10 protein-coding genes and 3 pseudogenes are annotated in these 19269 nt (G+C 39.9%); 11 read left to right on the top strand and 2 right to left on the bottom strand.

From position 1 onward, the window contains the following. Both ABVC65_RS06545 and ABVC65_RS06540 read right to left on the bottom strand, forming a co-directional pair. Positions 1–2361, bottom strand: a pseudogene (locus tag ABVC65_RS06545) (hypothetical protein); the annotation flags it as partial. Between the two features lie 348 nt (positions 2362–2709). After that, complete coding sequence (locus tag ABVC65_RS06540; protein WP_353582900.1) at positions 2710–2967, bottom strand: type III restriction endonuclease subunit M; 258 nt, start codon at positions 2965–2967, stop codon at positions 2710–2712. 330 nt (positions 2968–3297) lie between these two features. Between ABVC65_RS06540 and ABVC65_RS06535 the strand changes: the two genes are divergently transcribed. The 11 genes and pseudogenes from ABVC65_RS06535 (at position 3298) to ABVC65_RS06485 (ending at position 19073) form a co-directional block, all read left to right on the top strand. Continuing rightward, on the top strand, positions 3298–3873 hold the full coding sequence (locus tag ABVC65_RS06535; RefSeq protein WP_353582899.1) for a hypothetical protein: 576 nt from the start codon (positions 3298–3300) through the stop codon (positions 3871–3873). A 417-nt stretch (positions 3874–4290) separates the two neighbouring features. Next, positions 4291–4797 carry a GNAT family N-acetyltransferase gene (locus ABVC65_RS06530; RefSeq protein WP_353582898.1) on the top strand — a complete coding sequence of 169 codons (507 nt, stop codon included), beginning with the start codon at positions 4291–4293 and terminating at the stop codon, positions 4795–4797. A gap of 10 nt (positions 4798–4807) precedes the next feature. Next, positions 4808–5767 carry a hypothetical protein gene (locus tag ABVC65_RS06525; RefSeq protein WP_353582897.1) on the top strand — a complete coding sequence of 320 codons (960 nt, stop codon included), beginning with the start codon at positions 4808–4810 and terminating at the stop codon, positions 5765–5767. Positions 5768–6052: 285 nt separating this feature from the next. Then, positions 6053–7390, top strand: a complete 1338-nt coding sequence (locus ABVC65_RS06520; RefSeq protein WP_004120904.1) for an ATP-binding protein — start codon at positions 6053–6055, stop codon at positions 7388–7390. 178 nt (positions 7391–7568) lie between these two features. Further along, the gene (locus ABVC65_RS06515) at positions 7569–7799 is read left to right on the top strand and encodes a hypothetical protein (protein WP_016828780.1); all 231 of its coding nucleotides are present in this window, start codon (positions 7569–7571) and stop codon (positions 7797–7799) included. A gap of 58 nt (positions 7800–7857) precedes the next feature. Continuing rightward, positions 7858–7956: pseudogene (locus ABVC65_RS06510) on the top strand (GNAT family N-acetyltransferase); the annotation flags it as partial. 192 nt (positions 7957–8148) lie between these two features. Continuing rightward, positions 8149–8421: pseudogene (locus ABVC65_RS06505) on the top strand (hypothetical protein); the annotation flags it as partial. A gap of 218 nt (positions 8422–8639) precedes the next feature. Next, positions 8640–12221 (top strand): BspA family leucine-rich repeat surface protein, encoded by a 3582-nt coding sequence (locus ABVC65_RS06500; RefSeq protein WP_353582896.1) that lies wholly within the window; start codon positions 8640–8642, stop codon positions 12219–12221. 616 nt (positions 12222–12837) lie between these two features. Beyond that, positions 12838–15489 carry a hypothetical protein gene (locus ABVC65_RS06495; protein ID WP_353582895.1) on the top strand — a complete coding sequence of 884 codons (2652 nt, stop codon included), beginning with the start codon at positions 12838–12840 and terminating at the stop codon, positions 15487–15489. Positions 15490–15733: 244 nt separating this feature from the next. Continuing rightward, positions 15734–17695: a SpaH/EbpB family LPXTG-anchored major pilin gene (locus ABVC65_RS06490; protein WP_353582894.1), complete on the top strand. Its 1962-nt coding sequence runs from the start codon at positions 15734–15736 to the stop codon at positions 17693–17695. 478 nt (positions 17696–18173) lie between these two features. Continuing rightward, positions 18174–19073: a class C sortase gene (locus ABVC65_RS06485; protein WP_353582893.1), complete on the top strand. Its 900-nt coding sequence runs from the start codon at positions 18174–18176 to the stop codon at positions 19071–19073. The last annotated feature ends 196 nt before the right edge of the window (positions 19074–19269 follow it).

Here is a 19269-nt window from a genome sequence, read left to right as displayed (position 1 = left end):
CACGGTTATGGTTAGAGTTGTGGTGCCGGTTTTTCCTGACGAGTCGGTTACAGTGAAGGTTATGGTATGTGTGCCAACTTCCTTCGGCTGCATGTTCTTAACAGTAAGATCAAAATCCTTTTCTGTATCAGTATTAGTTGTTTGTTTTGACTCTATTCGAGATGAGAGTTCGTTAATTTTAAGACCTAAACCTTGCATCAAAGCTTGTGCATTAGGTACTGATTCAACCTTCACATCATCTTTAGCAACAATGTGAATCTTCAAATCTTGCCCAACTGTTACAGGCGATGAAGTAGCAGTAGCAGTAATTGTTGGTTTTTCATTATCCTTAGGCTTGGTAGCTCGTTTTTTATCACTTTTTTCTGAAGTTAGGTCAAATCCTGGAATTATTGTTTTACCGGCATTTAGCGTTTCAGTCTGTTTCGTTACAGTCGTTGTTGCATACACGTCGCCTTCAGGAATTTCACCATTAACAGTAATCTCTGCTTTACCATTGTTAATCGTTGTAGTAGAGCCGATTTCATTGCCATTTTTATCAAACAGTTTAACTGTTGTAGTAACTTTAGCGTCAGTAGGAATGCCGCTTCCAACAGTTATTGTTACTTTCTGCCCTTTCTTTCCAGCAAGATCAGTCAGATCAGTGTCGATAACTGGCTTCTGTGGTTTAACATTGATGATTACATCTGTTGTTTTCGTGGACTGATCGGAGTATGTTCCCTTAATACTACGGGTAAATACGCCAACTGTCTCAGTGTTTGGAGCAGGAGATTTGCCATTCCACGTTAATGTTGGCTTCTTTTTAAGCTTGCCTTCGTCTTTAATCTCGACAAGTTTGTTAATTTCTGTCAATTGCGGTAATGGTTCACCAACTGTAGTAGTAATGGTTTTACCAGTAAGAGGATGTTCTTCAGCAAGTGTTTTCTTTTTAGTAACTGTGACTTTAACTTTGCGCGTGGTAACGTTGCCAGAGCCATCCTCGGAAGTAATAGTTACTTCCTTGCCGTTCATTTTTTTAGTAACTTTGATGTCGCCTGATGAAAGCGGTTTGTCTTCGCTTCCATCGCCTTGCGTGACTGTAGGATCTTTTGTTAAACCAGAAATGCTAAACTTCTCAATATGACCCTTGTTGTCGGTGGTAGTGAAGCTTAGTTTATCGCCTATATTAAGTTGAATGGTCTGATTGTCGTCGGTTATTTCAGTGCCATTGTAATAAATTTTTGGCGCTATGCTGTCATCCTTGTGGCGCTGTAAGTTTTTTTCATCAGATTCTGGATCTCGTCCAGAAATCCACGCGTAGGACGAGCTTGTTGTGCTTCCATATGTTGCAGAATCTGCCCAAGTCCAAGCATTATGTATATTAGCGTACTTTTCATCATAAGTTGTAGCTTTTTCGTTAATTGCTGTATCGTTAAGCTTTACTGCGGCATGCATATGGAATGCAAGATTTACTTCTGAAGTTTGAATACCTATTCCATAATTCTTACCATTATATGGGTAATCTAGCCAAGTTGCTTTACCAATAGCGTAATCATTGTGATTCTCATGGAATAGATTGCTCATATCTTTTTCATATTTTGTCTGATTCGGTCCTAAAGTATAAGAGAAGCTTGAAGACTTATTACTACTGCCACCGAAATTTTTTTCATGATCATTTGGGAAGTTTATAGTTGTTGACTGATTGTCTACTTTTTCAAACTTGGCAAAATCGCGCGAAAGAGTAAAGTTCATCTTGCGTTTTATTTTGTCATTTTGTGATGCATCTTTAAGTTTGTAAGCGTCAAAACGTAAGTCGCGAATTGTGTCACTCGCATACGAACCATTGGAATTTAACTTAGCAATTTGGTACGGTACTTGCCATATATACCATTGCCTGTTTGAGAGATTTACCATTGATTGAGCATCATTGTTGAAGAATACGTCGAATACGAGATATTTAGCGCCATCTATTGTTTCGATATGTGCATACATATCTGTTTTTTTAATCAGAGTATTGTACTCATCGCTACCATGCTCGTTGGAATTAAATGTCGTTTTATCTTTATTTTCATCATTAGTAGAGCGATAACGCTGGAACTCAAGAATACTAGGAGTCTTAAGCCATTCTGGATTATTAACAACCACATCAGCTTCACGATCTTGATACACAACACCGGTGCTATTCGTAAGATTTCTAACTACTCCAGCCTGTGTTGGTGTAGTAATTGTGGCCGCTTGAACAGCCATAGCAGGCTGGCTGCCTAAGCATGTTGCTGCTGTCAGTAAAGCAGCCATTGTTGCTAACGGAAGAGTGTGTACTTTGTGTGCAGGACGCTTTCTAGAAGATTTTGATGATGTATGTTTTGAAGGATTAGTGGTAGTCATAACAATCTCCTTAATTTTCCCTAATCTTTAACGAATTTTTAAACAAATAAATAGAACGAATTCTATGACAAATCTCTCCAATGCCAGTAATAAAGCTCTCTATTTAAACGGGTACATTTAAAATTCTATCATTTTTTTGTTATTTTTCATAATATTTTTCAGTTTGAAATTAGTTTAGACTGTAAAATTTCCTACGGGGGGGGGGTGCTCTAAATGAAAATTTTTTGCGAAATGTTATAACAATATAATTTTTAATAAAATTTCTTATTATTTTCGTAATCTGTAATACGTCTTATGGTGTGTTGCAGATATGTGATTGGGTAATTTCTAAACAAATGTTGTAGTTTATTACATCACTATAATTTTGATACTAAATCGTTTAGTGCTTTGTCGAATTTCAGACATTCTGTTTTCTTGATTAAAGAATGGAAGACCTATAATCTTGTATCCTCTTCCTAAAATATCGTTAATCTTGTAGTTGTTCTCAATCTGCCCTAAGAATTTTTCTTTCCACTCATCTTCAAATAAAAGTTGACTACCTTTAGGCTCAACATATGCTTGATATGTTTTAACATCCTCTTGCTCTTTCTCACGAATAAAGAGCAAGAAATCAGGCTATCAAGCCAATCTTAAACCTTTTAACGATAGCTCGCTTCTATTGCTAAAAGGTGCATTTACTTTGCCTACGCATCTGTTTATGTATGGAAATAAAATCCTGTGGATTATCGGATGATTTTTAGTTACAATTATTTTATAGGCTGCAGATCTGCATTCTTTGTCCATAATTTACATCCCGTCAGTTTTATTAGACTCAAAGATGATTTGTACTACGAGATGAATGAATATTGGGCAGATGATAGTGAATAACAGAGTGAAGATTGAACATGAGAATCGTAGCCGCAATTAGGTAAAGATTAAGTTGTAGAGGAGGCGTAAATGAAGCATATCAAGCATTATGCTTTTTTGACTGTGGTAGTTTGTCTTATATCACTTATTTCAGGTTGTAAGAGTCAGAATAGTTTTAGCGATAATAATAGAGAAGTAAAAACAGAAAATCAAAAGTCTGCAAGAAATGAAGGAAATTCAGAAAATAATGAAGATGTTGACTGGAAAGAGATAAGTAAAAATGGTGTTGATGAAACTTTGCTAATAAAAAACATAGATGAAAAGGTTCTCACGTATGTGGCTAAACAGTTACAAAATCTATGCGATGAGATTGGTGAAAAGGGGCGCAAAGATAAGTTCTATTGGCTGACAGGACAATGGTATAACGATGTAATGTATTCTAAACAATATATTAGTGTCATATTATTAGGTAAAAAAGCAATGAAACCATTGTTCCTAATAATATATAAAAGCAAAGAGGCTGGAATGTATGAATGGGTTTGTAGTAAAGCTTTAGATGAAATATCTGGGTTCGATTTCTCGGGATTAAACAATGGTGCAGGCTGGAGCAATTCTAGAGAATTTTTAAAGGCATTTACCGATAAAATTATTGAACAAAAAAATTAACAACTCTCTGTTTCTAATTGTCTTGGATGTTTACGCTCCTACAATATTCCCAATATTAACTTTCATTCTGCAATGAGCATTAAGGCTATTTTGCTGTCGAGTGATTATTAATTTAGTTGTTTATGTTTTGGGGAACAAATCGGTGTAAAAATCATAAAAAAGTTCTCTACATTATTTGATTATTGGGGAATAACCCTATTTTTCTAATAAAAGCTGTGATTTATGGAAGAGAAAAATTTTATGGGTGTGAAAAGCCTGTACTAATTGGGAAAATAAAAAATTTTTCTTTAATAAAGCTTGTATATGTGGTTTTTTTTTTAATAGTAATACTATTAAAGCTAAACAGACTATTATGGATTCTAATTTTAATAGAATTGCATTCTTATTAGAATTGCATATTAAAAATAAGGAGCGCGTATGCGACTAATTAGACCAGATAGTAAATATATCCAAGGTTATATAGAAGCGAATGAAGAAGATGAAATTTTTAGGCCGAATGCAGAAAGACGTTTTATAAACCCTGAGACAATTGTAGAGAGTTCTTATAACTATGAACATGGTATAAATTTGCCTGAAAATTATGTTAAAGCTACTACATTTTGGCTGATAGATAATGAAAAATTTATTGGTGAAATTAATATTAGGCATGAATTAAATTCTTTTTTAATTAACTATGGTGGTCACATAGGGTACGAGATTAGACAGTCTGAATGTATGAAGGGCTATGGAACAAAAATGCTTTCTATGGCACTTACATATTGTAAAGAGACTTTGAATCTGCATAAGGTTTTGATTACGTGTGATGATGACAATATTGGCTCGATACGAGTTATAGAAAATAATGGTGGAATTTTAGAAAATAAAGTGAAAAATAGCCTACCAAGAGGAAATGTTACAACAAGAAGGTATTGGATTAATATATAGAGGAAAGATGATGAGTGAGACGAATGTAAGACCGGTGCTTTTCAAGCATGCTTTTTGGGGTCATGTGATTACAGAAACTGTTGCTGGTATTTGCACGCTTATTGTTGCGCTTCTTGTACAGCAGTTCGTAGGGCATCGCGTACTAGGTTGGGAAACTGTGGTCATACTCGCGTTGAGTGTTGTGGTGTTTTCGCTGCTAAGTACAGCGTATCTGCAGTGGGATAGGCATCGAAGGCCAGATGACGGATCTGGCGATTTGCTTATTGGAATCATCGATTTTGTGCTCAGGCTGCTGGTGACTTCTGGTATTGCTTTATTGCTTGTTTCCAATACTACGCTGCTAAGCATTATTATTGGCGCAGCGATTACTAGTGTGTTGCTGTTTGTTTTTGAAAAGCCTTGGCAGCCAGGTATGACGGATGCGCAATTACAGGAAGCTTCAAAGAAATCGGTTGAGCTTGGCGTTCAAATGCTTGAAGAAGAGCGCGTAAAGCGCGCCGAGGTGAGAAACATGATTGCATTACAGCATGAGAGCGCAGGTAAAACAGGCACTCCTAGAGGTGTGTCTTTAACATTTTCCTCGTTAATTGTTGCGAATATGCTGATTGAAGCAGTATGCGATGTTGTCACATTTTTGCTTGCGTTGATGCTGCAATGGTGGATGCTTGGTACTATTGCTGGCTGGCGAACGCTGCTTGTCATGTTCTTGGGCAATATGCTATTTTCTTGCGTGGCGGCTGCGGTTATGGTTCTGATGGGCGCATTGAAGGCTGATCAACAGAAATGCCTAACAAAAAGTTGGTCTTTCTTAGTTATTGTTGTGCCACTTAGACTGCTGATCTTTGGTGTTCTCGCTTGGCTGCTTACACCGAGCTTGGCATGGGTGAGCGTAGTTTTTGGTATTGTGCTTACCGATATTGTTCTCGTTATCAAGCAGCACCCATGGAAAAGAACCGCAGTAGCCGCATAAGATTTTGTAAGACTGTTTTCTTCTCTTTTGAGCAGAAGGCTCTACGAGCGTCGAAAGCGTTGTTTTTATGCTGATAGTTACGCAATACATAATTATGTGATAAAAAACACCAAAATACGTATAATAATGTGATTAAATGCACCAAAACATATATAATAATGTGATATACGATAAAAGATAACGCAAAATATAACAGAACAACAGTGCAACTACGCGTAGAAATAGCAACGCACTAATACGACTGCAATATTTAATAGCGTAACGTCAAGTGAAAGGTGAGTAATCATGAAAAGGCTGATTATGAGCAAACTTTTAGCATGGAAGAACTCACCGTACCGTAAACCATTGATATTAAAAGGCGTGCGTCAAGTTGGTAAAACTTGGATATTAAAAGAATTTGGTAAGCTTTACTACAAAAATATTGCATATTTTAACTTCGACGAAAACAGAGAGTATAAGCAATTCTTTGAAGCCACTAAAAATGTGGAGCGAATTTTACAAAATCTAATGCTTGCAAGCGGTCAAAAAATCGAACCAGAAAATACGCTGATCATATTTGACGAGGTTCAGGACTGCCCAGAAGTAATAAACTCGATGAAATATTTTTGTGAAAATGCTCCGCAATATCATGTTGCTTGCGCTGGATCATTGCTCGGAATAACGCTTGCAAAACCATCTTCATTCCCAGTTGGAAAAGTTAATTTTATGCAAATAAACCCAATGACTTTCACGGAGTTTTTGCTTGCTAATGGAGATGAAAATCTAGCGAAGTATATTGAACAAATCGATAAAATAGAGCCGATTCCAGACGCATTTTTTAATCCTCTATACGATAAATTAAAAATGTATTATGTTACAGGGGGAATGCCTGAGTCAGTTTTAATGTGGACTAAAGCGCGAGATGTAAACGCAATGCAAGAAACGTTGTTTGAGATTATAACAGCTTATGAACGAGATTTTGCGAAACATCCTAATGTTAGTGAGTTTCCTAAAATATCAATGATTTGGCATTCTATTCCGTCTCAACTTGCGCGTGAAAATAAAAAATTCTTGTATAAAGTTGTTAAAAATGGTGCGCGAGCAAGAGAATATGAAGATGCTTTGCAATGGCTGGTATCGGCACAATTGGTGTATAAAATTTATAGAAGTACTGCGCCGAGTTTACCTATTGCTGCTTATGATGATGTATCTGCTTTTAAGATTTATTTGGCAGATGTTGGCTTGTTAAGGCGATTGGCTCAACTTGCTCCTACTGCGTTTGCGGAAGGCAATAGGCTGTTTACTGAGTTTAAGGGTGCTTTAACAGAAAATTATGTTTTGCAAGCGCTGCTTACTCAATTTGAAGTGATGCCGAGATACTGGTCTCAAACGAATCCGCCGTATGAAGTGGATTTTCTTATCCAACGAGAAAATGATATTTTCCCTATTGAGGTTAAATCTGAAGCAAATATTAATAGTAGAAGTTTGAAAAAGTTTAAAGAATTATTCCCGAATCAAACGAAATTACGTATACGGTTCTCGCTTAATAATCTCAAACTAGATGATGATGTGTTGAATATTCCGTTATTTATGGCTGATTATACGGATAAGCTTATAGGACTTGCGCTGAAAGAGAACGATTGATAAAGAAAGATAATTTAAAAGTGAACGATTAGAAGATATAGAAATAAGCTAGTGTAAAAGTTAAATGAGTGTCAATTGACGAAACGTTGCAAATCCAGTCTAGGTGGGGGATTTCTTCTAGGCTGTTTTAGGATGGTTTCTCGCGATTTTATCAGTTATAACTTATAAATTATCGATTTTGTCATTAAATTTCACTTATAAGTGTGATAAGTGCGGTGAAAAGTTGTATGTTCAGGTCACTTATTTGCTTGCTTCAGAAGAAACAGTGAATCGTGAGTTTGGAGTGTATGATGCTATTCGCGATAATTTCCCGAAATATGTTGTTTCTCTCGATGAGTTTGATATGAGTCGAAATGGGATTAAGCACAGGAATATTCGTGACTTCCTTTTATCTGATAAATGGGACTAAACAGACTGATATGGATTCTAATTTTAATAGAATTACATATTAGGAATAAGAAGAGCTTATGAGATTAATTAGACCAGATAAGAAATATATCCAAAGTTATATAGAAGCAAATGAAGAAGATGAAATTTTTAGGCCGAATGCTGAAAGACGTTTTAGATATTCTGTTCAGTCATAGTTGTGCAATCATCATAGCTGTGTAATCATAGCACGATATTTCGTAATTGCTTTTTCTAGGAGAAGATGATGAGTGAGACGAATGTAAGTCCGGTGCTTTTCAAGCATGCTTTTTTTTGGGGGGGGGCATGTGATTATAGAAACTGTTGCTGGTATTTGCACGCTTATTATTGCGCTGCTTGTCATGTTCTTGGGCAATATGCTATTTTCTTGCGCGGCGGCTGCTGTTATGGTTCTGATGGGCGCATTGAATGCTGATCAACAGAAATGCCTAACAAAAAGTTTGACTTTCTTGGTTATTGTTGTGCTGCTTAGACTGCTGATCTTTGGTGTTCTCGCTTGGCTGCTTACACCGAGTTTGGTGTGAGTAAGCGTAGTTTTTGGTATTGTGCTTACCAATATTGTTCTCGTTATCAAGCAGCACACATGTAGAAGAACCGCAGTTTAACTACGCGTAGAAATAGCAACGCACTAATACGGCTGGTCTCAAACAAATTCGCACATAGCTTGTGGATATTTACTGATTAGTGTTATAGGAGTATACTATGAAAGGTATAGCGAACGCAAATAGTGTGGTTCACGGTAGAACTTCGTCAGTGCGCAAAATAAGGGAGATGTGCCGTTTTACGTGAATTAACGACTATTGCGTATCACGAGGTGAGGGATATGAAGAAAAATATGAAGCATCGTGTGTTGTCAGTGTTGAGTGCTGTTTTGTGTGTGCTTGCTATGACATTGAGTGTGTCAGTGCTGCCAGGGCTGGCTTATGCCAAAATAACGAAGAATCCATTGTTTGCTGCTGTTTTGGCTGCTGCTGCCGAGAATGATAAGAGCAAAGATGCTGGTAAAGCGGGTAAAGAGGGTAAAGAGAAGACTAACGCTGAAGGTATCGGGGCAGCTAATGGGGAAGCTGGTAAAGGGGAAACTAATAGAGAAGGTACTGTAGGTAATAAGGGAACTGTTAAAAATCCTAATGGGGTGTCTGTAAATAATGGCAATGCTGGCAAAGATGCTGGCGATGAAAAGAAGCAATCTAATGTTCCTGCGAATGTTCCTGAGCATAAATCCAATAAAGAAAATGGCAAGCAAGTAGATAAGAACAAGAAAAATACCGAAGCTAAGAACGAAGACGCAAAAGAGAGGGCTAAGAAAAAGACTGAGGAAAAGGCTAAGTCTAAAAAAGAAAAAGAAAAAGCTAAAAAGGAAAAGGCTAAAAAAACTAAGGGTAAAGATCGCAGCGCTGGTGATGGTAAGAAATTAACCCTAGACCAAGTTAAAGCACTTCCTGCTTGCGTGGCTGAAATTAACGAGGATAATACTAAAGTTACGATTGCGTCTCCATCAGGGGAAGATAAATGTGCTATCAGTGCCAATGAGAAGAGTGACGCATTTGATGCTATTCGTACAAAAATTGAGTCTCTCCCTGCTGATGATGGCGAAATCGATTTTGTAGACGGTGTTAAAGCGTATGGCTACGGTAGTTTGTCAAAGAATAAGGAAGGTTCAAAGAATAAGGAAGGTCTTTTTTCAGGGGAAAATATTCGTAGCATTGGTGACATCGAAAGGTTTGATGTAAGTAACGTTACAGACATGTCCTATCTATTTAAGGATTCCTCATTAACTGATTTTAGTTTTTTGAGTGGCTGGGATGTGAGCAATGTTACGAACATGGAGGGCATGTTCGAGGGGTGCGCTGGTTTAGATGATATTAGCGGTTTGGCTAATTGGAAGGTTGACAATGTTACGAACATGAGTGGCATGTTCAGTGGTTGTGCTAGGCGTATCTACGATGATGATGGCAAGATCACTGGTGCAACAGGATTGACTGATATAAGTGCGTTGAGTAACTGGAATGTTGGCAATGTTAGAAATATGTCTGGAATGTTCGCGTCTGTTATTAAGAACCAAGATCAACATGATGATTTTAATCCAGTAGACGGGTATGCAAGTGAGATGGCGATTACTTCGGTTGAACCTTTACGTAAGTGGAAGACTGGCAATGTTATGAACATGAACAGAATGTTTGAGGGTTGCACCAGCATAACAGATTTTACTGGTTTGGAAGGTTGGGATACTAAAAGCGTTACGACAATGAGCGGTATGTTCGAATATTGCAAGAGTATGAGTTCGCTTAAATTTTTGGAAAAGTGGAATGTAAAGAACGTTGAATACATGATGGTAATGTTTGCGCTGTGCGGCAACATCGAAAGTACTGAAGGCTTAGGAAATTGGAATGTTAGTAACGTTAAAAAAATGGGTGGCATGTTTGCATATTGCTCTAATCTTAAAAATATCAAAGGATTAGATAATTGGAATACAACAGGTAAGAGCAGTACAGACCAATTAGCTAGCACGTTTAGAATGTTCTATGGCTGCAGTTTTCTTACTAGTCTTCAACCTTTGAGCGGCTGGAATGTTGACAATGTTAAGAACATGAGCAGCATGTTTGACGGTTGTGGCAGTCTTACTAGTCTTCAACCTTTGAGCGCTTGGAATGTTGGCAGTGTCACGGAAATGAGCAGCATGTTCAGCGGTTGTAATGGTTTAACCAGTCTTCAACCTTTGAGCGCTTGGAATGTTGGCAGTGTCACGGAAATGAGCAGCATGTTCAGCAGTTGTAATGGCTTAACCAGTCTTCAACCTTTGAGCGGTTGGAATGTTGGCAGTGTCACGAAAATGAGTAGCATGTTCAGCGGTTGTTATAGCTTGAGTAATCTTAGCGGTCTAGAAAAGTGGAATGTTGGCAGTGTTGAGAACATGAGCAGCATGTTCTCCAATTGCTACTTTGAGCATACGAACGATGAACTTGAGGTAGTAAGTACAACAGGATTGACTGATATAAGTGCATTGAGTGGCTGGAATGTTGGCAGTGTAACGAATATGTTTAGCATGTTTTCTGATTGCAAAAAACTTACCGGCGTTGCAGATTTAAGCAAGTGGGATATTTCAAAAGTTACGGATCTTAGTTCGATGTTTTCCAATGCAGGAGCAGAAAGTGGCGACAGTCTTATATTAGATTTCAGCAATAAGAACTTTACAAAACCTACTAATTCTAAGTCTACTACTGTTTCTGTTGATGGTATGTTTGGTGGTTTTAAAGGCACGTTGATTGCGAATAACTTGCAGTCTAGTGGTTTTGAGAATAATCCTGAGGATGATCCTATCAAAAGTAATTTTGCTACGGGTGGAATATTCTCCCTCGATGAGAATTATCACAGCAATAATATAGTCGTAACTAATAATGTTACGATTTTAGATACAATTTCAAACGATGATGATCTTAAAAATATTGCATACTACATTCCTGTTAAAGCCAAGCTAATGGAGCCTGGCGATATAAAAAATGACAATATGACATGTGATTGCAATATAGATTCGGGTGGTACTACTTATACTTACTATGTTCCTGCACTGTATAATTCGAGTAAGTTAGAGAAGAAGCAGGGTGAAAAATCGCAGGATTATGCGTACAGAATTGTAAAAAATAGTTTCGCTTCAAAGTTTAGAAGTGCTATAGATTCTCAATCAGGCAAGGAACCTAGTACTGAGGAACCAGGTGGAGATAAACCCGGTGAAGGTGGCGACGATACTGGTGACGATACTGGTGACTCGCGTAGTGCAAAGTTGAAATCGCGTGTAAAGAGGTTACGATCTATAAAGAAATCGCGTGTAAAGGAATTGCGATCCGCAAGAGAATTGCGATCTGTAAGTGATGGCAGTGATGAAGAAAGCGGAGAACCTGGAGGTACCGAAGGACAGGGCAGTACTTATAAAATCATGTTTAAGAAGTCAAGGGGAAACGCTTGCACTTGGACAGAACTTGGCGATAGCGATGGTGCTGTGCCTGTTAGTAATCCAAAGTCGCCTTTAGTGTTCTTCACTACAATGTACTATTTGGAGACCTTTGTTCAGCCAGTGCCTTTGCCGCATACTGGCGGCCAGTCGGCTGTTATGTTCACATTCTTGTCTATTGGACTGTTCTCAATGTTCGCGGTTGCTGGCGCGTTCGGTCGTCATGGTTGGGTTGCGTCTGTGCTTCCAAGCACCGCTTTGGCTGGGTTTGCAAAAGTTTTTAGCGGCTGTGCGCTCGATGTTGCCTCTGGTGCTAAGCACTGCTTCGCGCATTCTGTTGCGCATTCTGTTGTAAGTGGCTCTATGCTTAAAACCGTTGTAAGTGCAGCAACCGGCTTCTTTGCTCGGTTCCGAGGCGACGGATCCACCTTCTGCAAGCATGCTAAGCAGCTTTGATATCGCTGCGCTCCTACCTGCTTGAGAGCGCAAGGGCGTAGCGTGCGCAAAAGGAATTCGTAGCGCTGAGCTTGCTCAAAGTTGATGAAAGCGCAGTGTGCTTTTAACGCGAGTGAGATCTGCCTTCGTCTCGATTGATGCAGGCAGTTATAGTGATAGTTGGTGGTACTGGTATTGGTATTGGTAGGGGTACTGGTAGGGGTAGGGGTAGCGGTACTGGTAGTGCTAAAACAAGTGTGCATTTGTCTGCTTGTAATAATAACCAGCATATATTGTGGTTATGCTTATTTCGAATGACTGTATATTGTGTCTGTGACACGCCCGAAGTTTGCGACAATAAAATTTTTTGTAGTAAAATATTCTAAAAATGTGTGTTGTTTTGAATATTTTTTAACGTATTTTGCGATTATTTTCATAGAAAATAGTGATTTTCAAAAAGATTGTCAAATTCGTATATTTTGCTTGAAATCCAGCATGGGGGGGGGGGTATACTCACAGCTGTACATTACGAAAGGGGTAGCATTCCGCCTGATTGTTAATGTGAGCCTTTGGGTTTCATTAATTTTTAGGCCATAAAGTTTAAAAATTGTTTAAGATGATATAAGGAGAGTATGCTATGACTGCTCCGGAATCTAATACATTTTTAAAGTGTGTACGTGCAATTCGAGATTTTGTTGCTCGTCGCATTGACTCTAGCGTTGCAAGAGAGTCTAAAAAGGCTTCTTGCGTCGCTTTGCGCTCAAACGCGTCCAAAAACGCGTTCATAAAATCGTCTCAAAAAGCCTCTCGAAAAGCGTGTGGTTCGTGCACGAGTCGAGCGTTACTTTCGTTACTTGTAGCATCTGCAACGTTGCTTGCTACTTTTGTGATTGCTCCAACTTCTGCTTTAAGCGCTGGCGAAAATGCTGGTGGAAGTGCTGGTGCTAATACTGTTTCTAATGAGAAGGCTGAGGGTGTTAAGTCTGATTCTGCTAAGACTGAGGGGGAGAAGCAGCAGCCTGAGCAAAATGAATCTAGTAATACTGAGCCTAATAAGAAAAATACTGATACTTCAAGTACTTTAAATAAAGATAATAAAGAATCGAATCCTGTTGAAAAGCAGCAGAATGCTAACAGCAATGGTGTTGATAAGGCTAAGTCTGATGCTCCTGCTGTAAATAAAAAAGTTAAAGATGCCCAAAAGAAAGGCGCCTCTGCGAAAGCTTCTAGCAAAATGGAGAGAAGTGCAACTGCTGATGCTGAGCCTCCGAAAGAGTGCAAAGATGCTGGCATAACTGAACTCGCAAAATGCTATGTAGCAGAGTATAAGGTTAAAAGTGGAAAAAAATATGTATCATATGTCACTATAAACGAAGCAGGTGGGTCTTATACTGCAAATCCAGTGTTTCATCGTGTTACTAAACTTAATAATAAGAGTGGTAATCCGTCAGAATTAACAGAAGTTTCGTACGATGAAGTTAAAAGCTTTGTAAAAAGTTTCTCTTTAGAAGGAATTGTAGTTGATAAAAAGTTACTTGATTTGAAAGAGGAAACTAATAATTTTGTTAAAGTAGATTCTGTTTCTGGCGTGATTACAATACGCCCTAATAAATGGTTGAAGAATGGTACCTATTGCATATATGTAAAAGTAGACTATAAAGACAAATCTTCTTTAACTCATCCGGAATCCATCAAGAATAGTAAAGGTAGAGGTTATGAGAAATACTCACAATTTACTGTCAAGATTAAATACAAAAATTCTACAAATAACGTTTTATCGTTAAAGGTTTACAATCACCAGGAAGCTGATGGTCGTACCGAAGTTGATGAAACGAACGGTGTTACTTTTACTTTGAATAAAGATGGAAAATTTAGCCCGTTTACTCCAATTTTTATTGACAGTCAGTCTTCTGAAAAGTTTAACCCTATTTACCATCGCATGATTTGCCATAAAGATGGAGATAGTAATTACTATCTTGATTCAATTAATGGCTTAACTCTTAGCGATAGTGCTGATGCATCTGTTTCAGCTAAGCCGCCCACACAAAAGCAGTGGAAGCCTTCTTTAGGGAATCGCACAGATGGCAGTGTGCTTAACGATTTTACTAGCGGTAAGCTGTACGAAAATGACGGCATTGGCGAGCGTTCTCAAAGTTGGATTACTACTGGAACTCCAAACGTTGGTAGTGAAGGTAAATATACGTGCAAAGTGTTTGCTTTTAAAGATGCTAAATTAAAACAAACCTTAGATGGTGGTAAAAATACGAAATATTCTAAACTAGTAACAGAGTTTGATGCTAGAGCAGCAACTACGGAAGGTAAGCAATCCCTGTTTAAAGGAAACATTGTTGAAGATAAGTGGAAAAAAGATTCGCCTATTACGCAAGGCGTTGACTGGGATTATAAGTCAGTTACGATTGAGGTGAAGTCGAGTAATCCTCCAAAGCCAAAGCCGCCAACAATTGGCGATAATGATCTTACGCTGAAGGTGTATCCGTTTAAAAACGGCGATGATTCGTTGCCGACGGAGTTGCCTGACAAGAATAACAAGATTTCTGCGATACTTGGTATGGAGCTTAAGCCGTTTATTGATGCTACTTCTGCGGCGGATAGCGCGAATAAGATTATGTTGCGCGTGCTGTGCTCGAAGGGCGAGAAGAAGAATAATAATGCTGCTGTAAGTGTCGGCGCTTCGAATGGCGGTACTGGCTCTAGTGGAAGTGGTTCTGCTAGAAGTGGCTCAAATGTCGCTAATACTGGCACTGGCTCGCAAGCTGAGGAGCCTCTTGAATACAAGACTTGGAGTAGTAATCTTGCCGAGCTTGGGTTGAGTGTGCCTGAGGATGATGATCAAAATACGTGCCACTCTAATAAAGAAGGCGAGACAACTTGTGTGTCGGCTGATAAGACGAAAGTGGCTGCGCGAACTGATAAGGAAGTGACCTTGAAGCCGACTGCGGTTGGCGATTACCAGTGCGTTGTGTACGCTCTTAAGCAAAATGCGCTCACTGTTCAATCTGGCAAGCAAACGCCTGCGGACATTGATAAGGCATTAGCTGATGATAAGTCTCTTAAAGAAAATAAGGATTTTGCTACTTTTAAGCTCAATATTGATTCGGTGAGCAAGTTTACTTTGCCGGACACGGGTGGTCATAGTTGGAATTTGCAGCTTGGTATTCTTGCCGCGCTATTGGTGAATCTGTTGGCTGCTGGCTTCGTGGTAAGTCAAAGTGAGCGCGGTCGCAAATTAATTTTGGGAAGGTGGCGAGGCTTATGCAATCACGTATAAAGCAGTTGTATATGCATTTACTCGCGGTGCTGCGCATAAGGCGACTACGTACGCATTTGCGCATAAAGCCTTCCTGTTTCGCGCATTGTTTTATTGCGTATTGTTTTATTGCGCAGTCTTTCGGGATTCGGGAGCGTGATAACACAAGGTAAATGCAAAAAATTTTAAAACTTTACTCGTATGAGCATTATTAATGCAAACTAATTCTCTACTTGCCGTAAAACGGCAAATGAAAGGAGTGAACATGAAAAAGTTCACTAATAAATTCGTGGCGGCGGTGGCGTCGCTTGCGATGGCTGGCACGCTGTGCGTCGCCGGCGCTGTAACAATGACTGGCGTTGCGTGGGCTGGTCATAATAATTTGATTGGATCACAGGATAGTCCTGCTCCGGCTCCGTGGGAGACTGGTGCTCCAAAGAATGGCACTATAACCATTCTTAAGTGCGTGAAGGATAAGGACGCTAAAACTCCTTCTTCTTCTACTACTACTCCTTCTTCGGGAGGTAGCGGGAAGGTTATTGGTCAGACACCAACGGTTTCTTGCCTTACTGGTTTTAAGCCGCTTAAAGACGCTACTTTCAAATTGACTAAAGTCACTTCTGTTAAGGAAGGTGACAAGTATGTTGACTTAGATCTTAGCAAGTTTGATTCATGGCAGAAGATTGCGAAACTTGTTACTAAGCTGAACGATCACACTATTAAAGACAGTGGTGATGATGCAGAAGTCAAGTTTGATACTACTAACACCATTGATCCGAAGACCACTAGCGATAAAGGTATAGCCAAGTTTGGTAGTAAGAATTCTCCTATTGACCTTGGCTTGTACAAGGTTGAGGAAACTAGCGCGCCTAAGGGCTATGGTGTTTCTGATCTTCAATCCTTCTATATGACGCTTCCTTTGCCAGAGTACACCACGACTAGCAAGGGTAATAACACCAAGACGACTGTGTCTTATAACTATAATCCTACTGTGAAGCCGAAGAATAAGGATCTCTCGGCTACTATTCAGAAGGTTTACGATAAGACTAAGTTCGCTAGCGTTAAGGATAAAGTGCCTTTCACGATTACAGCGGAAGTGAACAAAGCTAAGCCTAAAGAGGGTAAGTTGACTGCTGCTAATCTTCAGGGTTATAAGGTCTTCGATGATGCTCCAACCGCTGCCTTGACAGTACAAAAACCTGCTGAATCAACAACTACTCCAACTCTTGATGATGCTGTGAAGACTGTGAAGATTGGTACAACGACTCTTGACAAATCTACTGCGACTGAAGAGAAAGATTACAAAGTTACTTTAGTCACTGATAGTAAGACAGATGAAGGTAAGGATCTTGCTGAGGGTTACACTCGTATTTTAGTAACATTTACCGAGGCTGGCTTAGGTAAGATTGCTGATGCTTTGAATAATGTTACTGAAGGTCAAGAAGCTCCTAAGGTTACGGTTAATCTCGAGTTTGAGCTTAATCCTGATTACCAGACTGGCACTGCTCCAACCGAATCTAAGCCAATGTCTGAGGCTGATAAGAAGAAGGATCAGATTATAAACAAGTCCGGCTTCTTCCAGGCTCACGAGCATAACGAAAGTGACTTGCCGCCAATTATCCCTGATAATGATCATTCTCAAGCGACTATTGACTTCGGTTTCCTTCAGGTTCACAAGTTCTATAAGGAAGGTAATGAAGAGAAGCCGCTTGAAAATGCTGAGTTCAGGATTTTCGCTGATAAAGACAAGGCTGATGCTTGTGCTAAAGGACTAGCAGATCCTAGCAAGAAAGCAGACAATGTTAAAGAGTGCAAGGCTGCTTCAACTATTGGTGGTACTGCTGCAGCTGGTGCACAACCTGCTGCTGGCGTTGCTACTACTGATGTAAAGACTGCTACAACAGATTCTAAAGGTAACTTCGCGACTCCGTACAAGACTCGCGCTGGTGAGCCGGTTTATCTTGTTGAGGTTAAAGCTCCTAAGGGTTATGCGATTTCTCCTGTAGTCCACGCTGTGACTGTTACGAAGGATCAAACTACGACTGAGCAGTTTGAGGACTTCCCACTTAAGGGTGGCGAAGATGGCAAGAGCTTCTGGTTCAACCTTCCTGCAACTGGTGCTTACGGCGTGCTGATTTTCGCATTGGCTGGTATTGGTTTGATCGCAGCTAGTGTGATTCTTTACGTGCGTAATCGTAAGGAAGAAGAACAGCAGCAGAACGCTTGATTGAATGCGTTAACCGACGTTGATTAGATGACGTTCGGCTTAGCATTCAAAAGATTTAGGCACTTTGTACCAGGACACGCCAGCGTAGAAACAAAATGCTAAATGCATTTTGTTTTAAACGCTGCGGCGTGTCTTCTGGTACAAAGTGCTCTAATCTTTTGCGCACTGCAGATTGCGCAAATACGCCAAGTGTGGCAGAGATTCGAGATTTTTCGCCGCGAACGAGGTGAGCCTCAGCATCGCTAGATGGTGACTCGCCGAGAGAGCAAGAAAAATCAAGAATCTCGGTGATGAAAGATACGCAAAAGTTTTAGATATTCAGAAGGTTTGATGTATTTCTATACGAGCAATAAAAGAGGAGCGTAGCGACGGGACTTGCGAGGAGAGAAATACTCAAACCCCGCGCAACACCAAGTAAGAAAACCGCGCACTACACAAATCTGCATTAAAACATTTGCATCCGCACATTGGAGTAGGAATGAAGGCTAAGAAAAAGGAAAAGCAAGTAAAACGCAAGAAATCGCATTTGCGCCGTATTTTAGAGCCAATCGTTCTCGCGCTTGCAGCAATTTTGTGCTTCACGTACCCGGTTGTGTCAACGTTGTGGAATAACAAGGTGTTGAAGGAAGTTTCTGTAGCTTATGATCGGTTGAGTCGTAAGCAGACTGCGAGTGCTAGAGAGAAGATTTTGAACGCGGCTCGTCGTTATAATGCGCGCCACAAGTCGATTATTACAGCTGATCCGTACGATGGTACGACGGATTATATGAAGACGCCGGAGTATAAGGAGTATGCGAAGCAGTTGGATGAGCCGATGGGGATTATGGGTATCGTAAAAATCCCGAAAATTGGCGTTAAGCTGCCGATTTATCACGGTAGTTCGCAGGAGGTTTTGGCGTATGGCGCTGGGCACTTGTATGGCACGGATTTGCCGGTTGGTGGCAAAACTCGTCACTCGGTGGTGACGGCGCATACTGGTTTGCCGAATGCGACCATGTTTGATGATTTAGTGGAGTTGAAGAAGGGCGATTTCTTCTACTTTGACGTGCAGGGGGAGACGCTGCGTTACAAGGTGTTCCGCATTAGCGTGGTCGATCCGCATGATATTAGGTTGCTTCAACGCGAGAAGGGGCGCGATTTGGCGACGCTGCTTACGTGTACTCCGTATGGTGTGAATACGCAGAGGCTGTTGGTGACTGGGTATCGCGTGCTTCCGGATCCAGTTTCTGCGCCGGGAGACAAGTTGCAGTGGCCGCTTTGGATGACAATGTTCGTGCTCGCGCTTATAGGGTGCGCGGTAATTCTTGCCACGATGATTATTGCCGCGGTTCGCAGGCATCGTAAGAATATTGCGCCGCATGGAAGGCATTTAAACTAACGCTGACTATAGCGCGGTTGTTTGTGTTTTGAGCGCATTGTGATGTGGTTTGTTTTGCGCGGTTGCATTTGCTTGCGAGCGTGAAAATGATTGGTGTTAATAGAATGGATATCATGCTTAAAATCAAGCTATCAAGCCAATCTAAATTTTTGCGATAGTATCTTATTATCGTTAAAAAGTGCATACAATATCTATA

It is taken from the genome of Gardnerella vaginalis, assembly GCF_040427915.1.
GTDB classification, from domain to species: Bacteria; Actinomycetota; Actinomycetes; order Actinomycetales; family Bifidobacteriaceae; genus Bifidobacterium; species Bifidobacterium vaginale_C.
This window is presented reverse-complemented; position numbering and strand designations above follow the sequence as displayed.